At 45.8% G+C, this 24,041-nt stretch carries 24 protein-coding genes and 2 riboswitches; of the genes, 20 read left to right on the top strand and 4 right to left on the bottom strand.

Annotated features, from left to right (window positions below):
• The first annotated feature begins 141 nt into the window (after window positions 1-141).
• From ABCW45_RS00450 to ABCW45_RS00430, 5 genes are all read left to right on the top strand, one after another.
• Window positions 142-2,247 carry a TasA family protein gene (locus ABCW45_RS00450; RefSeq protein ID WP_343219957.1) on the top strand — a complete coding sequence of 702 codons (2,106 nt, stop codon included), beginning with the start codon at window positions 142-144 and terminating at the stop codon, window positions 2,245-2,247.
• 971 nt (window positions 2,248-3,218) lie between these two features.
• On the top strand, window positions 3,219-3,743 hold the full coding sequence (locus ABCW45_RS00445; protein WP_343219956.1) for a PD-(D/E)XK nuclease family transposase: 525 nt from the start codon (window positions 3,219-3,221) through the stop codon (window positions 3,741-3,743).
• A 91-nt stretch (window positions 3,744-3,834) separates the two neighbouring features.
• Window positions 3,835-4,086 (top strand): hypothetical protein, encoded by a 252-nt coding sequence (locus ABCW45_RS00440; protein ID WP_330656407.1) that lies wholly within the window; start codon window positions 3,835-3,837, stop codon window positions 4,084-4,086.
• A gap of 470 nt (window positions 4,087-4,556) precedes the next feature.
• Complete coding sequence (locus tag ABCW45_RS00435) at window positions 4,557-5,153, top strand: DUF6273 domain-containing protein (RefSeq protein ID WP_343219955.1); 597 nt, start codon at window positions 4,557-4,559, stop codon at window positions 5,151-5,153.
• Between the two features lie 127 nt (window positions 5,154-5,280).
• Window positions 5,281-6,015 carry a transglutaminase domain-containing protein gene (locus ABCW45_RS00430; protein WP_343219954.1) on the top strand — a complete coding sequence of 245 codons (735 nt, stop codon included), beginning with the start codon at window positions 5,281-5,283 and terminating at the stop codon, window positions 6,013-6,015.
• Window positions 6,016-6,216: 201 nt separating this feature from the next.
• Here the strand turns inward: ABCW45_RS00430 and ABCW45_RS00425 are convergent, their stop codons facing one another.
• Complete coding sequence (locus ABCW45_RS00425; protein ID WP_343219953.1) at window positions 6,217-6,489, bottom strand: HU family DNA-binding protein; 273 nt, start codon at window positions 6,487-6,489, stop codon at window positions 6,217-6,219.
• A gap of 245 nt (window positions 6,490-6,734) precedes the next feature.
• On the opposite strand from ABCW45_RS00425, the gene ABCW45_RS00420 reads away from it, so the two are divergent.
• The 15 genes from ABCW45_RS00420 to ABCW45_RS00350 all read left to right on the top strand — a co-directional run bounded on the left by ABCW45_RS00420 (window position 6,735) and on the right by ABCW45_RS00350 (window position 20,460).
• Window positions 6,735-6,980 (top strand): helix-turn-helix domain-containing protein, encoded by a 246-nt coding sequence (locus tag ABCW45_RS00420; RefSeq protein ID WP_343219952.1) that lies wholly within the window; start codon window positions 6,735-6,737, stop codon window positions 6,978-6,980.
• An 80-nt stretch (window positions 6,981-7,060) separates the two neighbouring features.
• Window positions 7,061-8,344, top strand: coding sequence for a tyrosine-type recombinase/integrase (locus ABCW45_RS00415; RefSeq protein ID WP_343219951.1), 1,284 nt, complete (start codon window positions 7,061-7,063; stop codon window positions 8,342-8,344).
• A 1-nt stretch (window position 8,345) separates the two neighbouring features.
• Entirely contained in the window at window positions 8,346-9,764 is a 1,419-nt protein-coding gene (locus ABCW45_RS00410; RefSeq protein WP_343219950.1) for a tyrosine-type recombinase/integrase, read from the top strand.
• Window positions 9,765-9,963: 199 nt separating this feature from the next.
• Window positions 9,964-11,829, top strand: a complete 1,866-nt coding sequence (locus ABCW45_RS00405) for a TIGR03960 family B12-binding radical SAM protein (RefSeq protein WP_343219949.1) — start codon at window positions 9,964-9,966, stop codon at window positions 11,827-11,829.
• Window positions 11,813-12,541 (top strand): TIGR03936 family radical SAM-associated protein, encoded by a 729-nt coding sequence (locus ABCW45_RS00400; protein WP_117484565.1) that lies wholly within the window; start codon window positions 11,813-11,815, stop codon window positions 12,539-12,541. Before ABCW45_RS00405 ends, ABCW45_RS00400 begins: the two co-directional genes overlap by 17 nt.
• Window positions 12,531-13,823, top strand: a complete 1,293-nt coding sequence (locus tag ABCW45_RS00395) for a ribonuclease E/G (RefSeq protein ID WP_343219948.1) — start codon at window positions 12,531-12,533, stop codon at window positions 13,821-13,823. Before ABCW45_RS00400 ends, ABCW45_RS00395 begins: the two co-directional genes overlap by 11 nt.
• 259 nt (window positions 13,824-14,082) lie before the next feature.
• Complete coding sequence (gene rplU, locus ABCW45_RS00390; protein ID WP_021905027.1) at window positions 14,083-14,391, top strand: 50S ribosomal protein L21; 309 nt, start codon at window positions 14,083-14,085, stop codon at window positions 14,389-14,391.
• Window positions 14,392-14,399: 8 nt separating this feature from the next.
• Window positions 14,400-14,729 carry a ribosomal-processing cysteine protease Prp gene (locus tag ABCW45_RS00385; RefSeq protein WP_015554472.1) on the top strand — a complete coding sequence of 110 codons (330 nt, stop codon included), beginning with the start codon at window positions 14,400-14,402 and terminating at the stop codon, window positions 14,727-14,729.
• Window positions 14,730-14,733: 4 nt separating this feature from the next.
• Window positions 14,734-15,024, top strand: a complete 291-nt coding sequence (rpmA, locus tag ABCW45_RS00380) for a 50S ribosomal protein L27 (protein WP_015554473.1) — start codon at window positions 14,734-14,736, stop codon at window positions 15,022-15,024.
• Window positions 15,025-15,157: 133 nt separating this feature from the next.
• The gene (obgE, locus tag ABCW45_RS00375; protein WP_015554474.1) at window positions 15,158-16,441 is read left to right on the top strand and encodes a GTPase ObgE; all 1,284 of its coding nucleotides are present in this window, start codon (window positions 15,158-15,160) and stop codon (window positions 16,439-16,441) included.
• Between the two features lie 74 nt (window positions 16,442-16,515).
• On the top strand, window positions 16,516-16,809 hold the full coding sequence (gene yhbY, locus ABCW45_RS00370; protein WP_021905028.1) for a ribosome assembly RNA-binding protein YhbY: 294 nt from the start codon (window positions 16,516-16,518) through the stop codon (window positions 16,807-16,809).
• A gap of 70 nt (window positions 16,810-16,879) precedes the next feature.
• Window positions 16,880-17,491 carry a nicotinate-nucleotide adenylyltransferase gene (gene nadD / locus ABCW45_RS00365; protein WP_343219947.1) on the top strand — a complete coding sequence of 204 codons (612 nt, stop codon included), beginning with the start codon at window positions 16,880-16,882 and terminating at the stop codon, window positions 17,489-17,491.
• 124 nt (window positions 17,492-17,615) lie between these two features.
• Window positions 17,616-18,344, top strand: coding sequence for a bis(5'-nucleosyl)-tetraphosphatase (symmetrical) YqeK (yqeK, locus tag ABCW45_RS00360; RefSeq protein WP_343219946.1), 729 nt, complete (start codon window positions 17,616-17,618; stop codon window positions 18,342-18,344).
• Window positions 18,265-18,618: a ribosome silencing factor gene (rsfS, locus tag ABCW45_RS00355; RefSeq protein ID WP_117484561.1), complete on the top strand. Its 354-nt coding sequence runs from the start codon at window positions 18,265-18,267 to the stop codon at window positions 18,616-18,618. Before yqeK ends, rsfS begins: the two co-directional genes overlap by 80 nt.
• 969 nt (window positions 18,619-19,587) lie before the next feature.
• Window positions 19,588-20,460, top strand: a complete 873-nt coding sequence (locus ABCW45_RS00350; protein ID WP_117470306.1) for a PD-(D/E)XK nuclease family transposase — start codon at window positions 19,588-19,590, stop codon at window positions 20,458-20,460.
• Window positions 20,461-20,749: 289 nt separating this feature from the next.
• On the opposite strand, the gene ABCW45_RS00345 is transcribed toward ABCW45_RS00350, so the two are convergent.
• The 3 genes from ABCW45_RS00345 to ABCW45_RS00335 all read right to left on the bottom strand — a co-directional run bounded on the left by ABCW45_RS00345 (window position 20,750) and on the right by ABCW45_RS00335 (window position 23,912).
• Window positions 20,750-21,535: an ATP-binding protein gene (locus ABCW45_RS00345; protein WP_117470305.1), complete on the bottom strand. Its 786-nt coding sequence runs from the start codon at window positions 21,533-21,535 to the stop codon at window positions 20,750-20,752.
• The gene (istA, locus tag ABCW45_RS00340; protein ID WP_242990515.1) at window positions 21,528-22,841 is read right to left on the bottom strand and encodes an IS21 family transposase; all 1,314 of its coding nucleotides are present in this window, start codon (window positions 22,839-22,841) and stop codon (window positions 21,528-21,530) included. The genes ABCW45_RS00345 and istA overlap by 8 nt, the downstream gene beginning before the upstream one ends.
• Window positions 22,842-23,117: 276 nt before the next feature.
• Window positions 23,118-23,198, top strand: a riboswitch (glycine riboswitch).
• Between the two features lie 3 nt (window positions 23,199-23,201).
• Window positions 23,202-23,286: riboswitch (glycine riboswitch) on the top strand.
• Window positions 23,287-23,360: 74 nt separating this feature from the next.
• The gene (locus ABCW45_RS00335) at window positions 23,361-23,912 is read right to left on the bottom strand and encodes a hypothetical protein (protein WP_117470303.1); all 552 of its coding nucleotides are present in this window, start codon (window positions 23,910-23,912) and stop codon (window positions 23,361-23,363) included.
• Window positions 23,913-24,041 lie beyond the last annotated feature (129 nt).

Here is a 24,041-nt window from a genome sequence, read left to right as displayed (position 1 = left end):
ACCAAAAACGTGCCGGATTCACCCATTGAGATGCCGGAACAGGAATATGGTCCTGGAATGATCCGGGAAACCGAAACAACAGATTCAACTTTTTGCGATTTATGAAGCATTTCTGTCCATAATTGTTCCGCAAGAAAAATTATGGAAGGAGGTTTTCTTTTTATGAGGAAATCAAAGAAGCAGCTGCTTCGGACACTGATTGCCTGTGGTCTGGTGGTTTCCGTGGCAGCGGGCGGCACCGTGGCCTATCTGACCGATGCCGAGACAGCCACCAACACGTTCACGATCGGCAGGGTCCAGATCGACCTGGAAGAACCTGGTTATCCGGGCAATGACAGTGATGAGGTCAAAAACATCGTCCCAAACCAGGAGATCGTGAAGGATCCGCAGATCGAGAACACAGGCAATAACGATGCCCTGACGTTTTTACGGGTCGAGGTACCGCAGGAAATGTTTACCGACGGGGATGACGGCACAGGAGCGCAGAAAAAGCAGGATCTGTTCCGGTTAAAAGGCGTCAGTGACCAGTGGGAGCTACTGCGGACGGAAACAGTGACCGGGGAAAACGGGAAAGCGAAGACATCCTACGTCTACGGTTATAAAAAGACCCTTGGTAAGGGCGCAACCACGGACAAGCTGTTCCAGAAGGTACAGATGAAAAACGCGGTGGAATCCGATTTGAGCAGTAACGTGGAAGACATCATCGTGACCGCCTGCGCCATCCAGGCAACGGATATCCAGAATGTGAACCTGACACCTGGCAGTGATGGAAATCTGAGTAAGGATGCTCTGGATCAGGTATACACCATCTTCCTGAACCAGTCCGGGAACCAGACAAGCCGGCCGTCGGATAAAGATGACCAGAATCCGACCGGGAAACTGGGCAAGATCAGTTATGCGCTGGATGGAGGTACTTTGGCAGATGGATCCTTGACGGAGTACGGAAGTGCCAATTATGGATACACACCTCCGGAACCGACGAAAACAGGTTTTACGTTTGCTGGGTGGAGCCCAGCAAGTATTCCAACAGACAGCACCGGAAACATAACTTTTACAGCTCAGTGGGAAGCAAATAAACAGTCCTATAATATCCATTATGTGTTAGATGGTGGAACGCTGACAGGAGAAAAGACCGAATATACTTCTGATGATTATGGATACACACCGCCAACACCAACAAAAGAAGGCTGCAAGTTTACTGGCTGGAGTCCTGCGAGCATCCCTTCCGGAACCACAGGGGAGATTACTTTTACTGCTGGTTGGGAAGATACAAAGGCTAAGACGGCAACATTTTTACCGGGCAAACAATTTAATACAACATTGAGAGCAATTCAGACTCGCTACAAAACAAATATTAAGCGTCTCGAAAACTGGACGGAAAGTGAAGCACCGGATGCTCAGTATCTGATTGCTGGAAATATCGTATCATCAGACGCTTCAGGTACGCCAATATACGTATTTACTGAGGATTCAAGTGGAATTTATTACTGGTATTCAGAAGCAGAGAAATATTGTACGGATGTAAATTGCAATGAGATGTTCTATGGTGGTTATCTTAACAACATGACTTATGTTGATTTTAGTAAATTTGATACTTCTAATGCTACCAGTATGGAACGAATGTTTTATCAAACACATATAACCAATTTGGATTTAACCTCGTTTGATACCAGTAATGTAACAACATTTAAAGAAATGTTTTATTATGCTAACAGCACAAGCATCAATGTGTCCAGCTTTAGAGGAAAACAAGTACAGAGCATGCAACGAATGTTTGCGTATGCCAGTGCAGTTACAAGCATCGATCTATCACAATTAGGCGGAACTCCTAAATTGAACGACTTAACTAGTGCATTTGATAATTGCAAGGCGGCTACAAAAATAAATGTTTCTGGCATCACCACAGCAAAAGTCTCAAAAGCAAGTAAGGCGTTTTATTATTGCGAAAAGGTTAGTGAACTGAACCTTTCTAATTGGGATACTTCCTTGATGCAGGAATATGATAATATGTTGTATCAATGTGTAAGTTTAACGGATTTATATCTGGGAGCCGAATTTGGACATACGGGAGATATTCGCGAGACAGCATTGGTGGGATATCGTTATTCGTACGGGTATGGCAATCAAAATTGCAAAGATGCCGTTAGAGCTACAAAAGTACATGGTGCAAATGAATATGTAAAAACATTCACAGATTATGACGATAGAAACGCAGACACTTGTTTGGTATTTCATAACTTCGTATAAAAAGAAAGACATCAAAAAACCAACGTTATTAGGCTAAGAGCAGATCCAAAAATAACCTTTTTTCTTAGAAATCGTTAACGAAATCTACTTTAAAAAAAGGATGATTTTTATGCCTATACGTATACAATTGCAGGATTCACTCGTCGATTTGTGAATAAGAAACATATGAGGTCGGTCATGGAGTTTTTCATGGCTGACCTTGCATTCGAACTCAAAAAACGAAAGAAGGTTTTTACCTCAAAACCTACTTTTTAAAATCGCTCCATTTTGGATATTTCAAAATTTGTGAACCAAAGTGGGTTACAAAAATGGAACGAAATGGGTTACAAAAATGTACTGTTTTGGGTTACAAAAATGGAATAAAACGGGTTACAAAAATAGAATGAATTGGGTTACAAGAATTCCAAAAACCGTTATCCGCAAAATAGGTTAACATCAGTAGAATGCATTTTGGATATGTCCCCCCAAAAATATCCAAAATGGAAAATGTATATCTTTATACAATCACAGAATTTACTCACTTGTTTGTAGATATAAAACACATGAGGCCAGTCACGGAAGTTCCCGTGGCTGACCTCACATTTTGGTTCAATGAGGGTTCCATCTACCTGTAGCTGTCAGGATTTTGATGTCTTTTGACACAGTACAAAAGACATACTGATAATGTTACTATAAATGAGGAATTGAGGGGATAAAAAGAAGCTTAAAATTCCTCTACACCGAAAAATCGCAGTTGGGAACCATGATCCATATCCATACTTATAATAGGTTGATGCAAGGCATAGAGTAATGGTGAAATATCGAAGGAAATCTTGCGACGCTGTTTCAAGTGTGGTAAGATAATACTATACATTATTAGTTCCAAAAAGTTGATAAGTGGGCATTGCCCCGAGATCGATATGATCAGGGGATGCCTACAGAAGGGCTTTCCCTGTTTATATAAAATATCACAGAGAAAGTGAGGAAGATGCATGGATTTTGAAAAGAAACATCAGGAAGATCTGCAAAGACTCAGAGGTTTCCGCTTATTGGATGATGACTTCATGACGAAAGTATTTGAAGATATCCAGTGTGCGGAACTGTTGCTTCGGATCATCCTGAACGATGAAGGCATCCACGTTCTGGAAGTACACAGTCAGCGTGGCATCAAGAACTTACAGGGCCGGTCCGTAAGACTGGATATTCTTGCTATCGATAGTCATGGCCGTGTATTTAATGTAGAGGTTCAGCGGAGTGACAAAGGTGCTGGCGCGAAGAGGGCTCGATACAACAGCGCATTAATTGATGCGAATGTCACCGAACCAGGTGATTTGTATGAGGCTCTGAATGAGACTTTCGTAATCTTCATTACCGAAAATGATGTTATGAAAGCATATCTCCCAATCTATCATATTGATAGGGTTGTAAAGGAAACCGGGAAATTGTTTAAGGATGAGGCGCATATCATATATGTGAATTCCCAGATTAAGGATGAAACTTGGGCGATTAATGCATGATTTCAGCTGTACAAATGCAAAGGATATGCATAACAAGGTCCTTGCAGACCGCGTCCGGTATTTTAAGGAAGATGAGAGAGGAGTGGCGATTATGTGTCGTGAAATGGAAATTATGAGAAATCAGGCACATGAGGAAGGTGTTGAAATAGGCATCAAAAAAGGTAGAATGCTGCAGTTGATTAAGCAGGTTTGCGCCAAGATGCAGAAGTTTTCTTCAGCAGAGGAAATTGCAAATGATCTTGTCGAACAGGACGTGCCTTTGATTCAGAAAATTATGGATGTAGCCCCGAACTTTGGTCCGGATTACAACGTTGATGCTATTTATAAGGCATTAAACTTGTAGAGCTGCCGAAACTCTCCTTGTGGAGAAACATTACAGCAAAAGATATTTCCCCAAGAGCTTCCCTGAGAGGAGGCTCTTTTTTGATGCCAGCACCAACTTTTGCGACACATACCCTGCTGGCTGTCAAAAATTTTACAGCCAAAATGGGGCGATATTGGAAAAATTCATTTTGGAAAATTGGAGAAGATTTGAGGTAAGATTTGACGGTCTATTTTGGATTTTGGAAAAAATTTAGGAAATGTACAAAATAGAGGCAAAGCCGCATGGATAAAGGATTTGCGATGATTTGCTATTTTGGAAATAAAAAAGTAGTTTTTTGGATATGTCCCTAAAAAATATCCAAAATGAAAAATGGATATATTTATACAGTCGCAAAATTTATTCACTTGTTTGTAGATATAAAGCACATGAGGCCGGTCACGGAGGTTCCCGTGGTCGACCTCACATTTCAGTTTTAGGAGGAAATAGAGATGCAGATGATTTCAGAACATGCCGGGATGCTGGAGCTGTTTGACCGGCAGAGAAACCACACAGACCCGGCACAGATCAGCGTGAAGACGAATAACAAATACTGGTTCATGATCGAAGGCCACTGCCTGCTCGTCAGCCCGCGCACGGTACTGCGCCATTTTGAATTGGGTACGCCGTGGAACTTCGGACGACTCGGGCAGACCGATGCTCATGATGATTATAACCTCAAAACCGCGATCGTGCCAAAAACCGTGAAATCGGATTCTGTATCCGGCAATACGACTGGCAAAATGATCACAACTTATGATAAATTGTGGCTGTTCTCAGGAAAAGAACACCGAGGCGGTCCAAATGAAAATGACCGGCGCCCGAACGAGGGAAAAACTTACAGCAGACAGCAGAAACTTGGCATTACGGATCAGACGTATGAAAAGAATGTCGCATATTGCGAAACCGGAGCGGCTGCCACAAGCTGGCTGCGTTCCATCTACCGCTTAAACCAGATTTCCTGTTATGTTACGGATGGAAACGGAAACTGGCGCGGAGCACCCGTTTGGAACCATTACGGAATTTCACCGGGATTTTGCCTGGAATAAAGCACGGCGAAACAAAAGGGATGCAATCTCCGGATCGCATCCCTTTTGTTTTGGAAAAAGTTCTCCTTCCATAATTAACAAAATACCAAAAAAAGGATACGGCGTCATCCGCATCCGGGAGGAGATTATGAGAAAAAATACTTTTCTTTCAACGGCGCTGGTATTGTTTTTGTCCCTGTGTATGAATATTACGGCATTTGCATCACCCAAAACCGCGCATGAAGCAGTCGGATTATTCCAGGGGGCGGAACTGTCACAGACGTATGACGGAAACAATCTGACTTTTTCATTCCCCGGAAACCAAACTCTGACTGACAGTTATAATGCCCTAACCCGTGTATGGTCGAAGGTTTTTCCGGCATGCAGCCCGGCGGAAGTTTCCTCGACATTTTCCAGAACCGGGGATCTGACCCTGCACTTTACCATGAACCAGGAACAACTTCAGACTTGTATAAACCGCCAGGATGCCGTGGATCGGTGGGCATCAGATGCCGCCAAAGTCATTTTCCCGAACGGTTTGTCCAAACGGGATGCATTGCAGACTGCCTGTCTGCATCTTGGAAGAAACTATCATTTTAATGCGGATATTTCAAGGGAACAATTAAAACAGGCACAGGGGGCATACTATCTTATTACAACAGGGGAAGGCGTCTGCGCGTCTTTCGCAAAAGCATTTTGTGCCCTGGTCAAAGCTATCCCGTTTAATCCGGCAACCGCAGTTGTGGATTGGAATTGTGAAGATCCAATCTTTACAGAACCGGTTCTGGTCCAGAATGAAATTCATCAGTGGAATGCCGTACAGGATACCGACGGAGCCTGGTATTATTATGATTCGTCTCAGATTGCCATGTATGGTAACTGATATGGGGAACTGCGGTACTGTCATATGAGTGTGGCCGACAGTGTGCGTTTCTGTTATCATGACACCTACATGAGCCCGGTCTATCTATGGTAGGACAACAAAACCATAGCAGGGCTTGTCTTGGGTAATTCAATAACCATTCCAAAAGCGCAAAAAAAGAGTAGAGATTGGTTTCTCTACTCTTTTTGTGACTGAAAATTATTATTTCAGTTTCTGTTTGAACGGAGCTGCCGGTTTGAACTTCGGGCTTCTGGATGCTGCAATGGTCATTGTCTCATTGGTTCTCGGATTCCGCCCCTCACGAGCCGCTCTTTCCACGGACTCAAACGTTCCAAAGCCGATCAGCTGGACTTTATTTCCTGCTGCCACATCGTCCATCACAACTTCCGTAAATGCCTTTACAACTGCATCTGCATCTTTTTTGGTTACTCCTGTCTTTTCTGCAATCGCTGCGATTAAATCCTGTCTGTTCATATCTTTTTGTTCTCCTTCTTATCATTCTATTATTTCCGACAAAGGAACATGTATCCACGTGCCGGTTTATGAGGTACTGTCCATATCATAGCACATTTGTTCGGTTCTGTATATTATTTTTGGAGAAAACGCATCGTTTTTGTTCCCAGATGCAGACATTACGCAGCTTTCCTTTCAACCATTAATATGGATTTTCAGACCATAATTCTTTCGCGAACAAAAAAAATCAAATGAAAGGAGAAATTATGGCAAAAACGACATCAGTAAATGGCGGGTCGGATCAGACATATCTGTCAGACACCGAACGCATTGCCTACACACCGGAAGATATCCAGACGATGCTTGGTGTCAAGCGTTCCGCGGCCTACAATTTCCTGGCTCAGGTATATCGCGACCACGGTCCGTTCTTGGTCCATAAAATCGGCACCATGTACCGCATCCCGAAAGAAAGTTTCGATGATTGGTTTTATGGAAAAAAGACAGAAAAATAACAAAAATGGGGATTTCACAAACAGTCAGTTCGTGTTATCCTTGAAGTGGCTGATTGTGGAATCTCACAGAAGGAGACCACATGATGAAACAGAAGAAACATACACAGCCTGCTGCCACGCAGGCGCCTATTTTTATGAATGAGGAAGACGGTAAATGGTATTTTCGTGAGAAATATTTAAACGACAACCATGAAATTGTATACCGGGTACACCCGGAAGGGTACGATCAGATGGAAGATGCCTTGCGAAACAGCGTCAATGCCTTAAATGAGTTCACTGGCGAAATGAAGAAATTGCAGGAACAGGTTAAAAAAACTCTTTCGTTCGCAGAGGAACTGCAGCACTGGTACCACACTACCTTCCCGTCTGATTCAGCAGATGCTTATGCGGTCCTGATGGCCTATACGCTCTTCCATTATCTGCTGCCGAATCTTGGACAGACAGGTGAAAAAACGCTGGAACAGGTTACCTGGAAAGACGTTGAAGATATCATCGCCCGCGCGAACGGTATTTGCGTTTCCTCGCAGCCACTGGTTTACAAGCTTCTGAAGAGTTTCTTTTCCCATGCCATGGCACTGGACCGGATCCGCATGAATCCCATGCAACATGTCGAGCCGTGCCTGTTTAAAAGACCAGTTAAGGAATTCCCATCTTACACGATGGAAGATGTGAGGAAGTTATTGGAAGAAGCCAGGTATACCGTACATTTCCTGGAAATCTGCCTGTTGCTTTTAGGATTGAGAAGCGGGGAAATACGCGGGCTCCGATTCACGGATTTTGACGAAAATAATGGGACTTTGCATATCCGCAGACAGGCAGCCAGACAATGCACCCTCAATATGAAGCCGGATGGCACATTCTCCGTTCGGAATACGGATCCAAAAATCAAAACCACCAAAAACGAAACCAGCGATCGTATCCTGAGAGTTCCTGGATATATTTTTACACTTGTGAAGGAACGCAAGGAATATCTGGAGGATTTAAAGGCTAAACGGCTGTCGCAGGGCAGACCATGGGAAATGCAGTACGACGGATATGTTTCCATCGCAGATTTTGGAAGACTCAAGGATGAAAATACAGTCGGATGCGCTTTAAAACGCATCTGCGCATCTGCCGGCATTCCGAACGTCAGTCCGCATGATCTGCGTCATATCACCGCAACCCTGATGTATGAATATGGAGCAGAAGGAAATCCGGATAAAGAAGCCGTGTTAAAGGCAGTTTCCCGGTATCTCGGACATTCCAGTACCAATATCACAATCGACGTCTACATGACGCACGTGGAATCACTGTCAAAAATCCGCCAGGTATCGGAAGCGCACCAGGACCCATTCCTGTTTGCATCGAAAACAGGAGGTATGTGACATGGCAAAACGGATTGAAACCATTGCGGAAATGCTGGCGCATGGCTCAGTGGTCAGTTGGAACATGCGTGACACACCCACACGGGCGCATGGAAAATATGCCATAAGATTGGAACTGACTTTTTTGGACGGCGCCACGCAGAGGCGGGAATATGGAGGGTATCCGGATTCCAAAAGCGCGGCAAAGAAACGATTGGAGCTTCTTGCTGCATTAACAGACCGTACATATCTGCCATTCCGTGTCAAAACCGGCCTGTTTCTGGACTATTGGTTAAAGGAGCATATGGCGAAGCGTAAAGTAAAGCCGATTTCTTATCAGACATTCAGCTCCTATCAGAGTGCCATTCGGTGTCACATTATTCCGCAAATTGGGAATCTATATCTGGATGCGGTTACAACCGAAACCATCGTGACCTTGATTGGCCAAAAATCGCCGTCCGTTGCCAAAATGGTACAGGTCATCCTGGAGACATCTTTCCAGTTTGCTGTGAAGATGCATCTGTTAAACAAAAATGTGGCGAAACTGGCAACGGATTACATCCGCAAACAGGAAAAACACAGAAAGAAACAGGAAGCCGACAAACGTGCAAGGGAAGAACCGGATACGGAACGCATTGACTGGACAAAACGTCATTACGCACTGACAGCCGAGCAGACAGGACAGATGCTGGCGGTTGCCAAGACAAAGTATCCGTCCTTATTCATTGCTTTGCTGCTTGCATGTGTGACGGGATGCCGGATCAGCGAGTTACTTGCCATCCGTTACCGTGACGTGGATTATCAGAAGAAAGTAATTTACCTGAAGGCACAGCTTGGACGCCCTGTTGATGCGTCTGCTTTAAAGAAAGGGGAAATTACATCGTGCCGGATCCCGACAAAATCCAAAAACGGAGTGCGTACCATCCCGGTACCGGGCTTTGTTCTGGATGAAATCCTGGTAAACCGGATACGTTGGGAACAGACTGAAGCATCCATGCACTTTAATACAGATGATGTTGCGGTATGGCATCAGGAAAACGGACGTTCTTACACCCGATACGGTTATGCAAAACCGTTCAAAAAACTGAAGCAGGAACTTGGCATGCCGGAAGATTTTCACTGGCACGATCTGAGACATACCTATGCAACCATCATGGCCAAACACGATGTCAACATCAGAGAACTGGCAACCGTGCTTGGGCATGCAAAGGCAGAATTTACCATGCAGATGTACGTTGTCTCGGAGCAACCGGTATATGAGCTGTTGTCGCCATACGAACGGATGTTGGAATCGGTTTTTCCCTATACGGTACAATGCCCGATGCCGGGAAAACAGAGGGAGATTTTTGATCCGGGGGCATATATAAACATGCTGGACCGGTGCATACGCGAGTGTCACAGCCAAAGAGTCCCTTGCGCAAAACGGGGAAATACCGTATAATGATGCAGTCCAGGATGTGTGAAAAATAAACATTCCATCCAAATACGGCAAAATCGTGCGGAAAACAGGTGCAATTTCAATTTTGTTGTAACACGTCAGAGAACATAAAAATCAAATATCAGCGTGTCCGCGTATGACGGACTTTGCCACATAAAAAGGACAAAAAGAATAGAAAAGTCAGGTGAAAAATAAGAACAATATGAAGAAATTAGCATTAGATGACGAGACTCTTTTGAGTATTCAGCAGCCCGCCCGCTATATCGGAGGCGAAGTAAACTCCGTCACAAAAGTCCTCACCCCGGAGACAATCCGCTTTTGTATGTGTTTCCCGGACGTGTATGACATCGGTATGTCCCATCTGGGAATCCAGATCCTTTATGACATGTTTAACAAGTACGAGGACGTATACTGTGAGCGTGTGTACTCCCCGTGGTCGGATCTCGACAAGGTCATGAGAGAGAAACATATCCCATTATTTGCCCTTGAGTCCCAGGACCCGGTGAAGGAATTCGATTTCCTTGGAATCACGCTTCAGTACGAGATGTGCTACACGAATATTTTACAGGTGCTGGAGCTTTCCGGCATTCCGCTTCACGCGGAGGATCGTACCTGGGATGATCCGGTCGTCATCGGTGGCGGTCCGTGTTCCTACAACCCGGAGCCGATCGCGGTGTTCTTTGATATGTTTTATATCGGAGAGGGAGAAGTCTCCTACCGGAAGCTTCTTGATGTCTACAAGGAGTCCAGAAAGAACGGGGATTCCAGACAGGAGTTCTTGAGAAAGGCAGCGGGAATTCCGGGAATCTATGTTCCGTCCTTATACGAAGTGACATATGAGGAAGACGGCACGATCAGGAGCTTTCTGCCGACAGCGACGGGGGTGCCGGAGAAGGTGGAAAAGCAGCTTGTTATGGAAATGACAGAGTCCGTCTACCCGGAGAAACCGTTGGTTCCGTTTATCAAGGCGACCCAGGACCGCGTGGTTCTCGAGATCATGCGTGGCTGCATCCGCGGCTGTCGTTTCTGTCAGGCTGGAATGATCTACCGTCCGGTCCGCGAGAAGAATGTAGAGCATTTAAAAGAGCTGGCTTATAAGATGTTAAAGAGCACGGGACACGAGGAGATCTCCTTAAGCTCCTTAAGTTCTAGTGACTACAGAAGTCTGGAAGAACTTGTAACATTCCTGATCGATACCTTCCACGGCAAAGGCGTGAACGTGTCCCTGCCGTCCCTGCGTATCGACGCCTTCTCCCTTGACGTTATGAGCAAGGTTCAGGATGTCAAGAAGAGCAGCCTGACCTTCGCGCCGGAGGCGGGTTCCCAGAGACTGAGAAATGTTATTAATAAGGGACTGACAGAGGAAGATATCTTAAACGGCTCCGCATTGGCATTTCAGGGCGGATGGAACCGTGTAAAGCTGTATTTCATGCTGGGACTTCCGACAGAGACCGTGGAAGATATGGAAGGAATTGCCCTGCTTTCCGAGAAGATCGCGGAGAAGTACTACGAGATTCCGAAGGACAAGCGAAACGGAAAGGTACAGGTCGTTGCGAGTACGTCATTCTTCGTTCCGAAGCCATTTACCCCGTTCCAGTGGGCGCAGATGAGTACAAAAGAGGAGTTCCTCGGAAAAGCCCGCATTGTAAACCACAAGATGCACGAGATGCTGAACCACAAGAGCTTAAAATACAACTGGCATGAGGCGGACGTGACGGTCCTCGAGGGCGTTCTTGCCCGTGGAGACCGGAAGGTCGCTGCTGTCATTGAGGAGGCCTACAGACAGGGTGCGCTCTATGACGCATGGTCTGAGAGCTTTCACAATGAGATCTGGATGAATGCCTTTGAGACATGTGGCGTGGACATCGATTTCTATACGACGAGAGCACGCTCTCTCGATGAGATATTCCCGTGGGATTTCATCGACACAGGTGTGACGAAGGAATTCTTAAAGAGAGAGTGGATCAACGCGACAAAAGAGACTGTCACCCCGAACTGCAGAATGCGCTGTTCCGGCTGCGGTGTGAGAAGATTTGGAGGAGGTGTCTGTTATGAAGATCAGAATTAAGTTTTCCAAGCAGGGAGCCATGAAGTTCATCGGACATCTCGACACGATGCGGTATTTCCAGAAGGCCATGCGCCGCGCGGATGTGGATATCCGCTATTCCGAAGGTTTCTCCCCGCATCAGATCATGTCCTTTGCGGCACCGCTCGGCGTGGGCCTCACCGGAAGCGGCGAGTATCTGGATATTGAGGTGCTGTCCACGGACTCTTCCGCGGAGATGGTGAAGCGGCTGAACGACACGATGGTGGAAGGCGTTGAGGTATTGAGCTACCGGAAACTGCCGGATGACGCGGAAAACGCCATGTCCATCGTTGCGGCATGTGATTATACCATCGTCCTGAGAGACGATTACGAGAACGGACTTTCCATGACAGCGGAAGAATTCTACAACGGAATTCTTGATTTCATCGAAAACGGAAACCTGAATATCGTGAAAAAGACGAAAAAGGGCGAGAAGGAGATGGACTTAAAGCCGCTGATCTACGAGGCACACCGCGTGGTGGACGGAAACGGACTCTTCCTGCAGCTTTCTTCTGGAAGTGCTGCAAACGTAAAGCCGGAGCTGGTCCTCGAGGCATACTGTAAGTCTCTGGGAAAAGAATATCCGCAGTTCGCGTTCCGCATCAATCGTGAGGAAGTTTACGCGGACGCGGGAGAACATGACTTTGTGACTCTGGAATCCTTCGGAGAAGAAATTGGAGAACATGTTGGATAAACTGATCATTACGGCACTGCGCGGGAAGACCGCCGCAGTGCTTTTTAAAGATGGACATGCTGCCCAGATCGACTTTGAGCCGGAGGCAGCGGAGGAAGAGACCGGCGTGATCTTTGTCGGGAAAGTAAAGAATATTTCAAAGAACATCAATGCGGCTTTTGTGGAGTACCGGCCGGGTGTCAACGGTTTTTACAGCCTGAAGGAAAATGCGCGTCCGATCTACGCGGACGGGAAGACGGAACATGGAACTTTAAAAGCAGGGGATGAGATCCTGGTGCAGGTGGAACGGTCCGCGGTGAAGACGAAGGACGCGGTGCTGACCTCAAATCTTACGCTGACAGGGCAGACGGCGGTTCTGAGTGCCGGGAAAAGTTCCCTTGGAATTTCCGCGAAGATCCGGGATAAGGAATGGCGGGATGCGGTAAAACGGCGCTGGGAGGCGACAGAACACGGAGACTGCGGTCTTGTCGTCAGGACGAACGGAGAGGCGGCTGGGATCGATAAGGTGTTTGAGGAGTTTGCAGCGCTTTATGAACGGTATCTGGTGATCTGTAAAGCAGCGGCAAGCCGGACCTGTTACAATGTGCTGTATCGGCCGGAGAGTTTTGCGGTTCGTGCGGTCCGGGATCTGAAGATCTGTGATGGACTGGAAGTTGTCACGGATCTGCCGGAAGTTTATAAAGAACTGCAGGATGCGTTAGGGATTACAGACAGCAGGGCGGCGGAGAATTCCGGGACAGCAGCGGATTCTGAGGCAACAGAAAGCTCTGCAGCAACAGCGGATTCCACAGCGGTTGATTCTGCAAAGATGGCATGTTCCATGGCAGCAGGAATGCCATCACTCAGACTTTATACGGATGATTTTCCACTCACAGCCCTCTACCATCTGGAGACGATCCTGTCCCAGGCGCTCTCAAAGACGGTCTGGTTAAAATCTGGCGGAAATCTTGTGATCGAGCCTACAGAGGCGCTCACGGTTATTGATGTGAATACGGCTAAGAGCGTTTCAAAGAAGACGTCCGAAGAGACATACCTGAAGACAAATCTGGAAGCGGCGGGGGAGATCGCTGTCCAGCTCCGTCTCAGGAATCTCTCCGGGATCATGATTGTGGACTTTATTGATATGAAGGAAGAGGAGAGCCGGAAGACACTTCTCGCAGCACTGCGGCGCGCTGTAACAGCAGACCCGGTGAAGACCGTACTTGTTGATATGACACCTCTTGGTCTTGTGGAACTCACGAGAAAGAAGATCCGCAGACCGCTGCATGAACAGGTGCGGTGAGTCCGGGAAAAGGACTGCCGGATACAGAAGTCCCGGAGAAACAGGTCCGGAGAACGGATACAGGAAATGTTATTGTTCGGCCATAACGAAAAATGTTACAGTTCAGCCATTACCGAAAAATATCGAAATTGCGAAAAAAATGCTTGACAATACAAGCACTGTTTGTTATAGTTTTATAGTGTGCCGCACAGTGAGGTTTTCAAGGATTCCATGATGGAAGACACCATAACTGGCGAGTAATGATAATAGGAGGTGCAATATGTACGCGATTATTGCAACTGGCGGTAAGCAGTATAGAGTAGCCGAGGGCGACAGCATCAAGATCGAGAGAATTGACGCAGAGGTTGGTTCTGCAGTGACTTTTGATCAGGTTCTTGCTGTTAACAACGGAGAGCTTACAATCGGATGCCCGACCGTTGAGGGTGCAACAGTATCTGCAACAGTAGAGAAAGTTGGCAAGGGCAAAAAAGTTATCGTTTACAAGTATAAGCGTAAATCTGGCTACCATAAGAAAAATGGCCACAGACAGCTTTATACTCAGGTTAAGATTGAAAAGATCAATGCTTAATTAAGATTATGATTCAGGTAAATATCCTGCGTGACAGGAACGAAGTAGTAAAGGGAATCGATATCAATGGTCATGCTGGCTATGCAGAATACGGACAGGACGTGATTTGTGCTGCTGTTTCCGCACTGGTTCTCAACATGGCAAACTCCGTTGAAACATTTACGGACGATCACTTTGAAGGAAGTGTGGGGGAAGATGGTGGAAGCTTTTCTTTTTCCTTCCCGGACAAAATAAGTTCTGAGTCGCAGCTCCTCATGAAATCCCTGATTCTCGGACTCGAAAATATCCGGGATGAATATGGAGCAGAATATATCAAATTTCGATTCAGGGAGGTGTAACGATATGTTTAAGATGAACCTTCAGTTATTTGCTCATAAGAAAGGTGTTGGTTCCACAAAGAACGGACGTGATTCTGAGTCCAAACGCCTTGGAGCTAAGAGAGCAGACGGACAGTTCGTATTAGCTGGCAACATCCTTTACAGACAGCGCGGAACAAAGATTCACCCGGGTCTCAACGTAGGCATCGGCGGTGATGATACTTTATTCGCTAAAGTTGACGGTGTTGTTAAGTTTGAGAGAAAGGGCAGAGACAAAAAACAGGTTTCTGTATATCCTCAGGCAATCAACGAATAATAACGATGAGCTCCATACTGGATGGTATGGAGCTTTTTTAAGATTTATGTGTAACAGTGAGACTTTGGATTCATGAAAAGAATAAGAAGCGGCACTGTTATATTTTTTAATTTTATTGAGAGGACGGTTTTCCATGTTTACAGACAGTGCAAAAGTATATATCAGATCAGGAAACGGCGGAAACGGACATGTGAGCTTCCGGCGTGAACTGTATGTTCCGAATGGAGGACCTGACGGCGGTGACGGCGGAAGAGGCGGAGACATCATCTTTGAAGTAGATGATGGACTGAACACGCTTGTGGATTTCCGTCATGTAAGGAAGTATGCGGCCGAAAATGGCGAAGAGGGCGGAAAACGCCGCTGCCATGGCGCTGACGGAAAGGACCTGATCGTCAGGGTCCCGGAAGGTACTGTCGTTAAGGACCTGGAAACCGGTAAGGTTATCACAGACATGTCCGGTGAAAACCGCCGGGAAGTGATCTTAAAGGGCGGTAAAGGCGGTCTTGGGAATATGCATTTTGCGACAGCAACCATGCAGGTTCCGAAATATGCCCAGCCGGGACAGCCGGGGCAGGAGCTCTGGGTACAGTTAGAGCTGAAGGTGATCGCAGATGTGGGACTCGTAGGGTTTCCGAATGTCGGAAAATCCACTCTGTTATCCCGTGTTTCCAACGCAAGACCGAAAATCGCGAATTATCATTTCACGACTTTGAACCCGCATCTCGGCGTAGTTAATTTAGGCGATGGCAACAGTTTTGTAATGGCGGATATCCCTGGTCTTATAGAGGGTGCGTCTGAGGGAGCCGGCCTTGGACATGAGTTTCTTCGCCATATCGAGCGCACGAAAGTCCTGCTTCATGTGGTAGACGCAGCTTCCGTTGAGGGACGTGACCCGATCGAGGATGTCCATGCGATCATGGACGAGCTTTCCGCTTATAATCCGGAGCTCTTAAAGTTGCCACAGGCTATCGCAGCCAATAAGCTGGATGCAGTTTATGATGAGGGGGCGGATCCGCTCGCAGACTTAAAGAAAGAGTTCGAGCCGATGGGAATCCCGGTATTTGGAATTTCTGCTGTCAGCGGCGAAGGTGTAAATGATCTTCTCTACTATCTCTATGATGTGATCAGGAAGACAGACCGTACGCCGAAGATCTTTGAGAAAGAATTTGAGATCGAGTATGTGGGTGACCGTTCGCTTCCTTATACTGTTGAGAAGGATGAAGAGGGCATCTATGTGGTTGAGGGGCCGAGAATCGAGAAGATGCTTGGTTACACGAACCTTGATTCTGAGAAGGGCTTTGATTTCTTCCAGAAATTCTTAAAGCAGTCCGGAATCCTTGCCGATCTTGAAAAGGCGGGAATTCAGGAAGGCGATACGGTCCGCATGTACGGACTCGTATTTGACTACTATAAATAATGCATCGGATCTTCTCCGGGTGTCCGTATAAATGCCCGGAGACCATGCTTTTCCATATATGAAAAGGAGTTACTATGACCAGCAAACAGCGTTCCTATTTAAAGGGACTTGCAATGACCATGGATGCCGTTTTACAGATCGGCAAGTCCAGCCTCACACCGGAGATCACCAAATCCGTCGAGGAAGCGTTAAACGCAAGAGAATTGATTAAGATCCATGTACTGAAGAACTGTGCGGACGACGGAAAAGACCTTGCGCAGATCCTTGCAGAGCGCACTCATTCCGAGGTTGTACAGGTCATCGGAAAGATGATCGTTCTGTATAAGCCGGCGAAGGAAGAGAAGGACAGAAAGATCATTCTTCCGTAAACAGTGTGACGATCGCGGCAATCCGGGACTGTTTGACGTCCGGATTGTGCGCGGGCAAAGGGGGGATACGATGAGACGCATCGGTATTCTTGGGGGAACATTTGATCCGGTCCACAACGGTCACCTGCTTCTTGGGGAACAGGCATACCGGGAGTATGGACTGGATGAGATCTGGTTTATGCCGTCCCATGTTCCGCCGCACAAAAAAGATCATCTTATCACGGATGGGGCGGCGCGCATCAGGATGCTGGAGCTTGCCACGGAATCAATCCCGTATTTTACTGTCTCTGATTTTGAGATGGGACGGGAAGGGAACACCTACACGGCGCAGACTCTGGCACTCTTAAAAGAGGCATATCCGGATATAGAGGTCTATTTTATCATAGGGGCAGATTCCCTGTACCAGCTGGAATCCTGGTATCATCCGGAACAGGTGATGGCGCAGGCTGTGCTTCTGGTATCCGGAAGAACCTACGAGGACGGTGGTGTGCCGCTTGAGGATAAGGTTGCTTACTTCAATGAGAAGTACAACGCGGATATCCGGCTCCTTCATAATCCAAAGATCGACGTGGCGTCCGCGGATATCCGGAAAAAGGCGGCAGAAGGCAGGGATCTTTCAAAAGACATGCCGGCGGCTGTGGCGGAGTATATCAGAGAGACAGGCCTGTATCTGACAAAATAGTCTGCCGGATATTCCGGTATCAGGACGGTGCATCAGACGCGGGAAAAGAACATGCGGAAACAGATGACCCGCATCTCACAGCAAAAATGCCGGGGCATTCTTGAATTCAGAAAGAAGATTCATTATGGATAGTCGTGTACCTGAAATCAGAAAACATTTAAAGAAAAAACTCGATGCGTACCGCTATGAGCATACGCTTGGCGTGGAATTTACCTGCCAGGCACTTGCGATGCGATATGGGTACGATCTTGATAAAGCCGATCTTGCGGGACTCCTGCATGATTCGGCAAAGCGTTTTGAGGATCCGGTCATGCTTCAAAAATGTCTGGACCGCAATATTCCGGTGACTGCCGAGGAAGAGAGGGATCCGTCCCTGCTTCACGCAAAACTCGGGGCATGGATGGCGGAACATAAATACGAGGTGGATGATCCGGAGATCTTAAGCGCGATCACCTGCCATACGACGGGAAAGCCGGGCATGAGCCTGCTCGACAAGATCCTCTATGTGGCAGATTACATTGAACCGAGACGATCCAAGGCGGACAACCTTACGGCTATGCGGAAGCTTGCGTTCATTGATCTTGACGAGGCGTGCCTCGAGATTATGGAGAGCATTCTTGTATATTTAAAAAGTACGGGCTGCCGGATCGATCCGATGACAGAGGCGGCGTGTGAGGATATGCGCCGTGTCGTTTCGGAAAGGAAGAAAGAGACAGCCGGAGAGGCATCAGCCGTGACCGGAATAACCCATCAGGACAAGGAGGAACAATCAGTTGAATCAGTCAAAAGAAATGGTAAAACTTGCAGTCGAGGCTTTGGAAGAGAAAAAAGGCGAAGACGTAAAAATTATTGACATTGAGGGCGTTTCCGTGATCGCGGATTACTTCGTTCTCGCAAGCGCTTCCAATGCAAACCAGACACAGGCTTTAGTTGATAATGTAGAAGAAAAGCTTTTCAAAGCCGGTTATGAGTGTCATCAGAAAGAGGGAAGCATGAGCTCCACATGGGTCCTTATGGATTACGGCGATGTGATCGTACACGTATTCTCCAAGGAAGACCGCCTGTTTTATGATCTGGAGAGGATCTGGAGAGACGGAAAGATCGTGGAGTCTGTGGATGAGCTGTAAATAATATTGTTTAATTCCTTTTATTTCGCGAACATTCCCTCTAATCACGAACAAGGGATAAAATAAGCGTGAAAAATTCCTTTTATATCACGAACAGAAAGGGAAAAACCTGCAAATGGTTTTTCCCTTTTATCGCGAATAAGAGAGAAAAACTTGAAATCTGTGTTTTCCCATCTATCGCGAACAAGGCTGGTAAAGTGTTTTCCTTTTATTTCTCAAACATCTGATTATGATGAAAAACTTACTTTTTAAAATCGCTCCATTTTGGATATTTCAAAATTTGTGAACCAAAGTGGGTTACAAAAATGGAACGAAATGGGTTACAAAAATGTACTGTTTTGGGTTACAAAAATGGAATAAAACGGGTTACAAAAATGGAATGGATTGGGTTACAAGAATTCCAAAAACCGTTATCCGCAAAATAGGTTAACATCAGTAGAATGCATTTTGGATATGTCCCCCCAAAAATATCCAAAATGGAAAATGTATATCTTTATACAATCACAGAATTTACTCACTTGTTTGTAGATATAAAACACATGAGGCCAGTCACGGAAGTTCCCGTGGCTGACCTCACATTTTGGTTCAATGAGGGTTCCATCTACCTGTAGCTGTCAGGATTTTGATGTCTTTTGACACAGTACAAAAGACATACTGATAATGTTACATATAAATGAGGAATTGAGGGGATAAAAAGAAGCTTAAAATTCCTCTACACCGAAAAATCGCAGTTGGGAACCATGATCCATATCCATACTTATAATAGGTTGATGCAAGGCATAGAGTAATGGTGAAATATCGAAGGAAATCTTGCGACGCTGTTTCAAGTGTGGTAAGATAATACTATACATTATTAATTCCAAAAAGTTGATAAGTGGGCATTGCCCCGAGATCGATATGATCAGGGGATGCCTACAGAAGGGCTTTCCCTGTTTATATAAAATATCACAGAGAAAGTGAGGAAGATGAATGGATTTTGAAAAGAAACATCAGGAAGATCTGCAAAGACTCAGAGGTTTCCGCTTATTGGATGATGACTTCATGACGAAAGTATTTGAAGATATCCAGTGTGCGGAACTGTTGCTTCGGATCATCCTGAATGATGAAGGCATCCACGTTCTGGAAGTACACAGTCAGCGTGGCATCAAGAATTTACAGGGCCGGTCCGTAAGACTGGACATTCTTGCTATCGATAGTCATGACCGTGTATTTAATGTAGAGGTTCAGCGGAGTGACAAAGGTGCTGGCGCGAAGAGGGCCCGATACAACAGCGCATTGATTGATGCGAATGTCACCGAACCAGGTGATTTGTATGAGGCTCTGAATGAGACTTTCGTAATCTTCATTACAGAAAATGATGTTATGAAAGCAGATCTCCCAATCTATCATATTGATAGGGTTGTAAAGGAAACTGGGAAATTGTTTAAGGATGAGGCGCATATCATATATGTGAATTCCCAGATTAAGGATGAAACGAAACTTGGGCGATTAATGCATGATTTCAGCTGCACAAACGCAAAGGATATGCATAACAAGGTCCTTGCAGACCGCGTCCGGTATTTTAAGGAAGATGAGAGAGGAGTGGCGATTATGTGTCGTGAAATGGAAATTATGAGAAATCAGGCACATGAGGAAGGTGTTGAAATAGGCATCAAAAAAGGTAGAATGCTGCAGTTGATTAAGCAGGTCTGCGCCAAGATGCAGAAGTTTTCTTCAGCAGAGGAAATTGCAAATGATCTTGTCGAACAGGACGTGCCTTTGATTCAGAAAATTATGGATGTAGCCCCGAACTTTGGTCCGGATTACAACGTTGATGCTATTTATAAGGCATTAAACTTGTAGAGCTGCCGAAACTCTCCTTGTGGAGAAAAATTACAGCAAAAGATATTTCCCCAAGAGCTTCCCTGAGAGGAGGCTCTTTTTTGATGCCAGCACCAACTTTTGCGACACATACCCTGCTGGCTGTCAAAAATTTTACAGCCAAAATGGGGCGATATTGGAAAAATTCATTTTGGAAAATTTGAAGTGTTAGAGCCCGGAGGAATCGACCACTCAGAGTCCAGTAGAAACAACCAATCCGAGCTCATTAGAAATAGCCAATGCACCTGCTTGGCTAATTAATTATCGACAATTATTCGGTAGGATCACTGATTTCTATCGAATAAGTTTTCAGGTTACGACCTCGATAGCTTTCACCTATCATGAGATAAACGGTGGCAGCATCAAAAGTCCTATCTAACGCACAGAGTAATGAATCCTCTTCTCGAAAGAAGTCCCTCCACTTATCTGGTGTTAGGTTACTGGTGAAAATCATGCAGTTTGGGCCTTCCTTACTGCATCTTCGGTCAATCATATCGAAAAACAGACGGGTGTTTTCCATGTCGAAGATGCTTCTGCCGATTTCATCGATAATCAGACATGATGGTCTGACAAGCCCAGATATTGCACTGCTTTCAGTGCCTGTTCTTCGGGCCTTTGTGAATTTTTCATTCAGTTCTGTGGCTTTTATGAAATAAGCTTTTAATCCTTTTTGGCAACAGGCATTACCATATGCCATTGATAAATGCGTTTTTCCAACACCTGGAGGACCGATAAAAGCTATATTCTGTCTTGAGTATAGCGCTGTCAGATTCGGAAGATTTCTTATCTGCGCTGCATGCTCGCCAGTCACTCTGCTGAAATCAAAGTTTTCGAATGTACTTGGCTCTTTCTGTGGAATACGGCTGTGCTGCAATAGTGCGCTTATTGCTTTATCTCGCTGATTTTTTCTGAGAAAAGCTATGAATCTTTTTATGGCTTCCAGGTGCTCCGGTGGAACTTTCTTTTCAGAAAGATATAAAGCAATCTCCTGTGCTGTTATTTTTATATCCAGAGCAGCAGCATCTGCCTGAATCTGTTCAATCAGTGTATCATTCATTTCTGTCACCTCCAAAAGCAAACTTTGCGAAAGCAGATTTTGGTGGATCTTCTTTTTTCTGAGTGATACTGATCTTTACAGGAACAGAAGGGTTTTCTTCTGGTTGATCATCAGTAAACTGACCTTTGCAGAAACTGTCTTTGCGGCTCCATGTCACATCGTGGGTTATTAAGACTTTTCTCAACTCCAGGTCATAGATATACAATGTAAAATCTTCTCTTTGAACACGGCAGGTCTGTTGAACATAACTGTATGGAATTCCAAAACGTCTTCCTTCATATGTGACAAAACCATCAAATGAAATACAGCGGATCGGGCACAAATACTTTCGGACATCAAAGGTATCCATAAGTATGGATGCATTTTTTATACAGCTTACAGAATGTCTTTCATGAGGAATACAGTCAACAGCTTTGTGATATCGATTGTTCTGATTATCGCACCATTTCCATGCTTCATAGTTGAGATCTGTAATAGTACCAAAAACTCGTCCTGCTAGAAAGTTTTCTTTTACAAAGCGTACCAGGCGCTCAACAGAACCTTTCGTGAACGGATGTCTGGGTCTGCACAGTTTCGTTTCAAAGCCGATGGTATTCATAAAAGCTTCATAATCATGATTCCAAACCGGATGTCCTTCCGAATCACGATGGAGCACAACACTTTTCATATTGTCCGTCAGAACGTGTCCAGGAACTCCCATACGTTTAAAAGCATGAATCATACCAATAAAGAGATTTTCCTGTTTTGCATTTGGAAAGAACTCTATATAGCGTTCCCCGCAATGATGGCAGATCATTGCAAAACAAGCTACTTTGTAAGAAGTGCCATCACCTGTGTCCACATTTACAAATCCCCAGTCCATTTGATAACTCTCACCAGCATCACTGGAATATCTGCGTCCACGGTTGCCCTGCGGTGCAACTGTCTGCCTTTTGGGCGGAATAAGATATTTATGAGATTGAATGTATCTCTTTACCGTAGTTAAGCTCCCTTGAAAGCCTTGTTCCTGAATTCGTTCCAGAATAACTTCAGAATTAGATACCCCTTTTTTCAGCAGGTCATCAATAACTCCTGTATATCCAGAGATAATGGTTGTATCCGCTTTGCGGCCTGTAAGAGCATGTGGTGTTATCTGGAAATCATTCTTTTTTAATCGTCGTAGCTGTGCTCTTGTCATTCCTGTACGGCGTTCCATTTCAGCAAGGTTAATTCTATTGATATCGAACTTATCACCTTGCTCTGACTTCATTTCTTCAATGACTTGTGTTATGATAGTCTGCAAGTCATTACTGTTATTCTCATTCATGTTTCTCCTTTCGTGGTGCATTGGCTAACACCATTATAGAACATGAAGTAATATCGTAATGGCTTCTTTTATTGGATTAAGATTGGCTGTTTCTATCGGACTCAGATTGGTTAATTCTGCTGGTCTTAGGATGGCTGTTTCTATCGGACTCTAACAGAGGTAAGATTTGACGTCCTATTTTGGATTTTGGAAAAAATTTAGGAAATGTACAAAATAGCGGCAAATCCGCATGGATAAAGGATTTGCGATAATTTTCTATTTTGGAAATAAAAAAGTAGTTTTGTTTTGGGAGAGATCGCTCAGGCGATGCCGAAGGGGAACGCAGAAGCTCCCAGGCAAAAGGACCGGTTTCGGACGACGCTCCGAAAAGGCCGGGCGGCAGCGCCCGACCACCGAAGGTGCAACCTCCCAAAGCGGAGGGAATCTCTCAGGTAACTCAACGGGGGCACAAAACCGTAAAGGGCGGTTTTGTGCCCTTTTTTGCTGTCCTAAAAAAGAAACGGAGGAGCGGTATAGCCATCACTCCGAGGCGATGTCGAGACCGGCGTCCCCGCCTCCGCCGGGGACGGAGATCTCCGCCTCGCCCGCGATCTCGCTGGCGGTCTTTTCTTCGCCGTTTTTTTCCTCCTCGTCCTCAAAGAGGGAGTCGTACTCCTCGCCGTCTCCCTCTTGCAGCATGGCCGCGGTCTTGGCCGCCATGTAAAGCTTGTGGTTGTATTCCATCAGCCGCTGTTCATCCTCCGGAGGGACTTGACCGCCGGAGGCGATGCGGTGGTAGATCTCCAGCATCTTGCCCATCTCCTCTGCGGCCTTCGACAGAGCATTGCCCTGCTGCTTTGCAACCTCGGCGTTGTGGATGGCAGTCTCCCGCTCGATGATGCTCTCCATCACGCCCTGGGCCTCGTTGTATTGCGCGTCCACGGCGGACAGCTCACGGGAGATCTCCACACGATCCACATTGGGCGCGCCGCCCTGCTGGCAATTTTTGAGCGCCTGCGACAGGTCGCGTTTCCGTGTCCACAGCGTATCCATCTGCGCGGCGTATGCCTTCTTCGCATCTTGAATTTTCATTGCGGAACCTCCTGTCTAAATGTTTTTCATATCCTTATTATCGACAGAAAAATGTTTTTCATATCCTTATTATCGACAGAAAAGGGTCCGGATTTAAGCCGGAGCACGGAAAACAGGACAAAAGCTTAA

The organism is Pilosibacter fragilis (assembly GCF_032490495.1).
Classification (GTDB): domain Bacteria; phylum Bacillota; class Clostridia; order Lachnospirales; family Lachnospiraceae; genus Pilosibacter; species Pilosibacter fragilis.
This window is presented reverse-complemented; position numbering and strand designations above follow the sequence as displayed.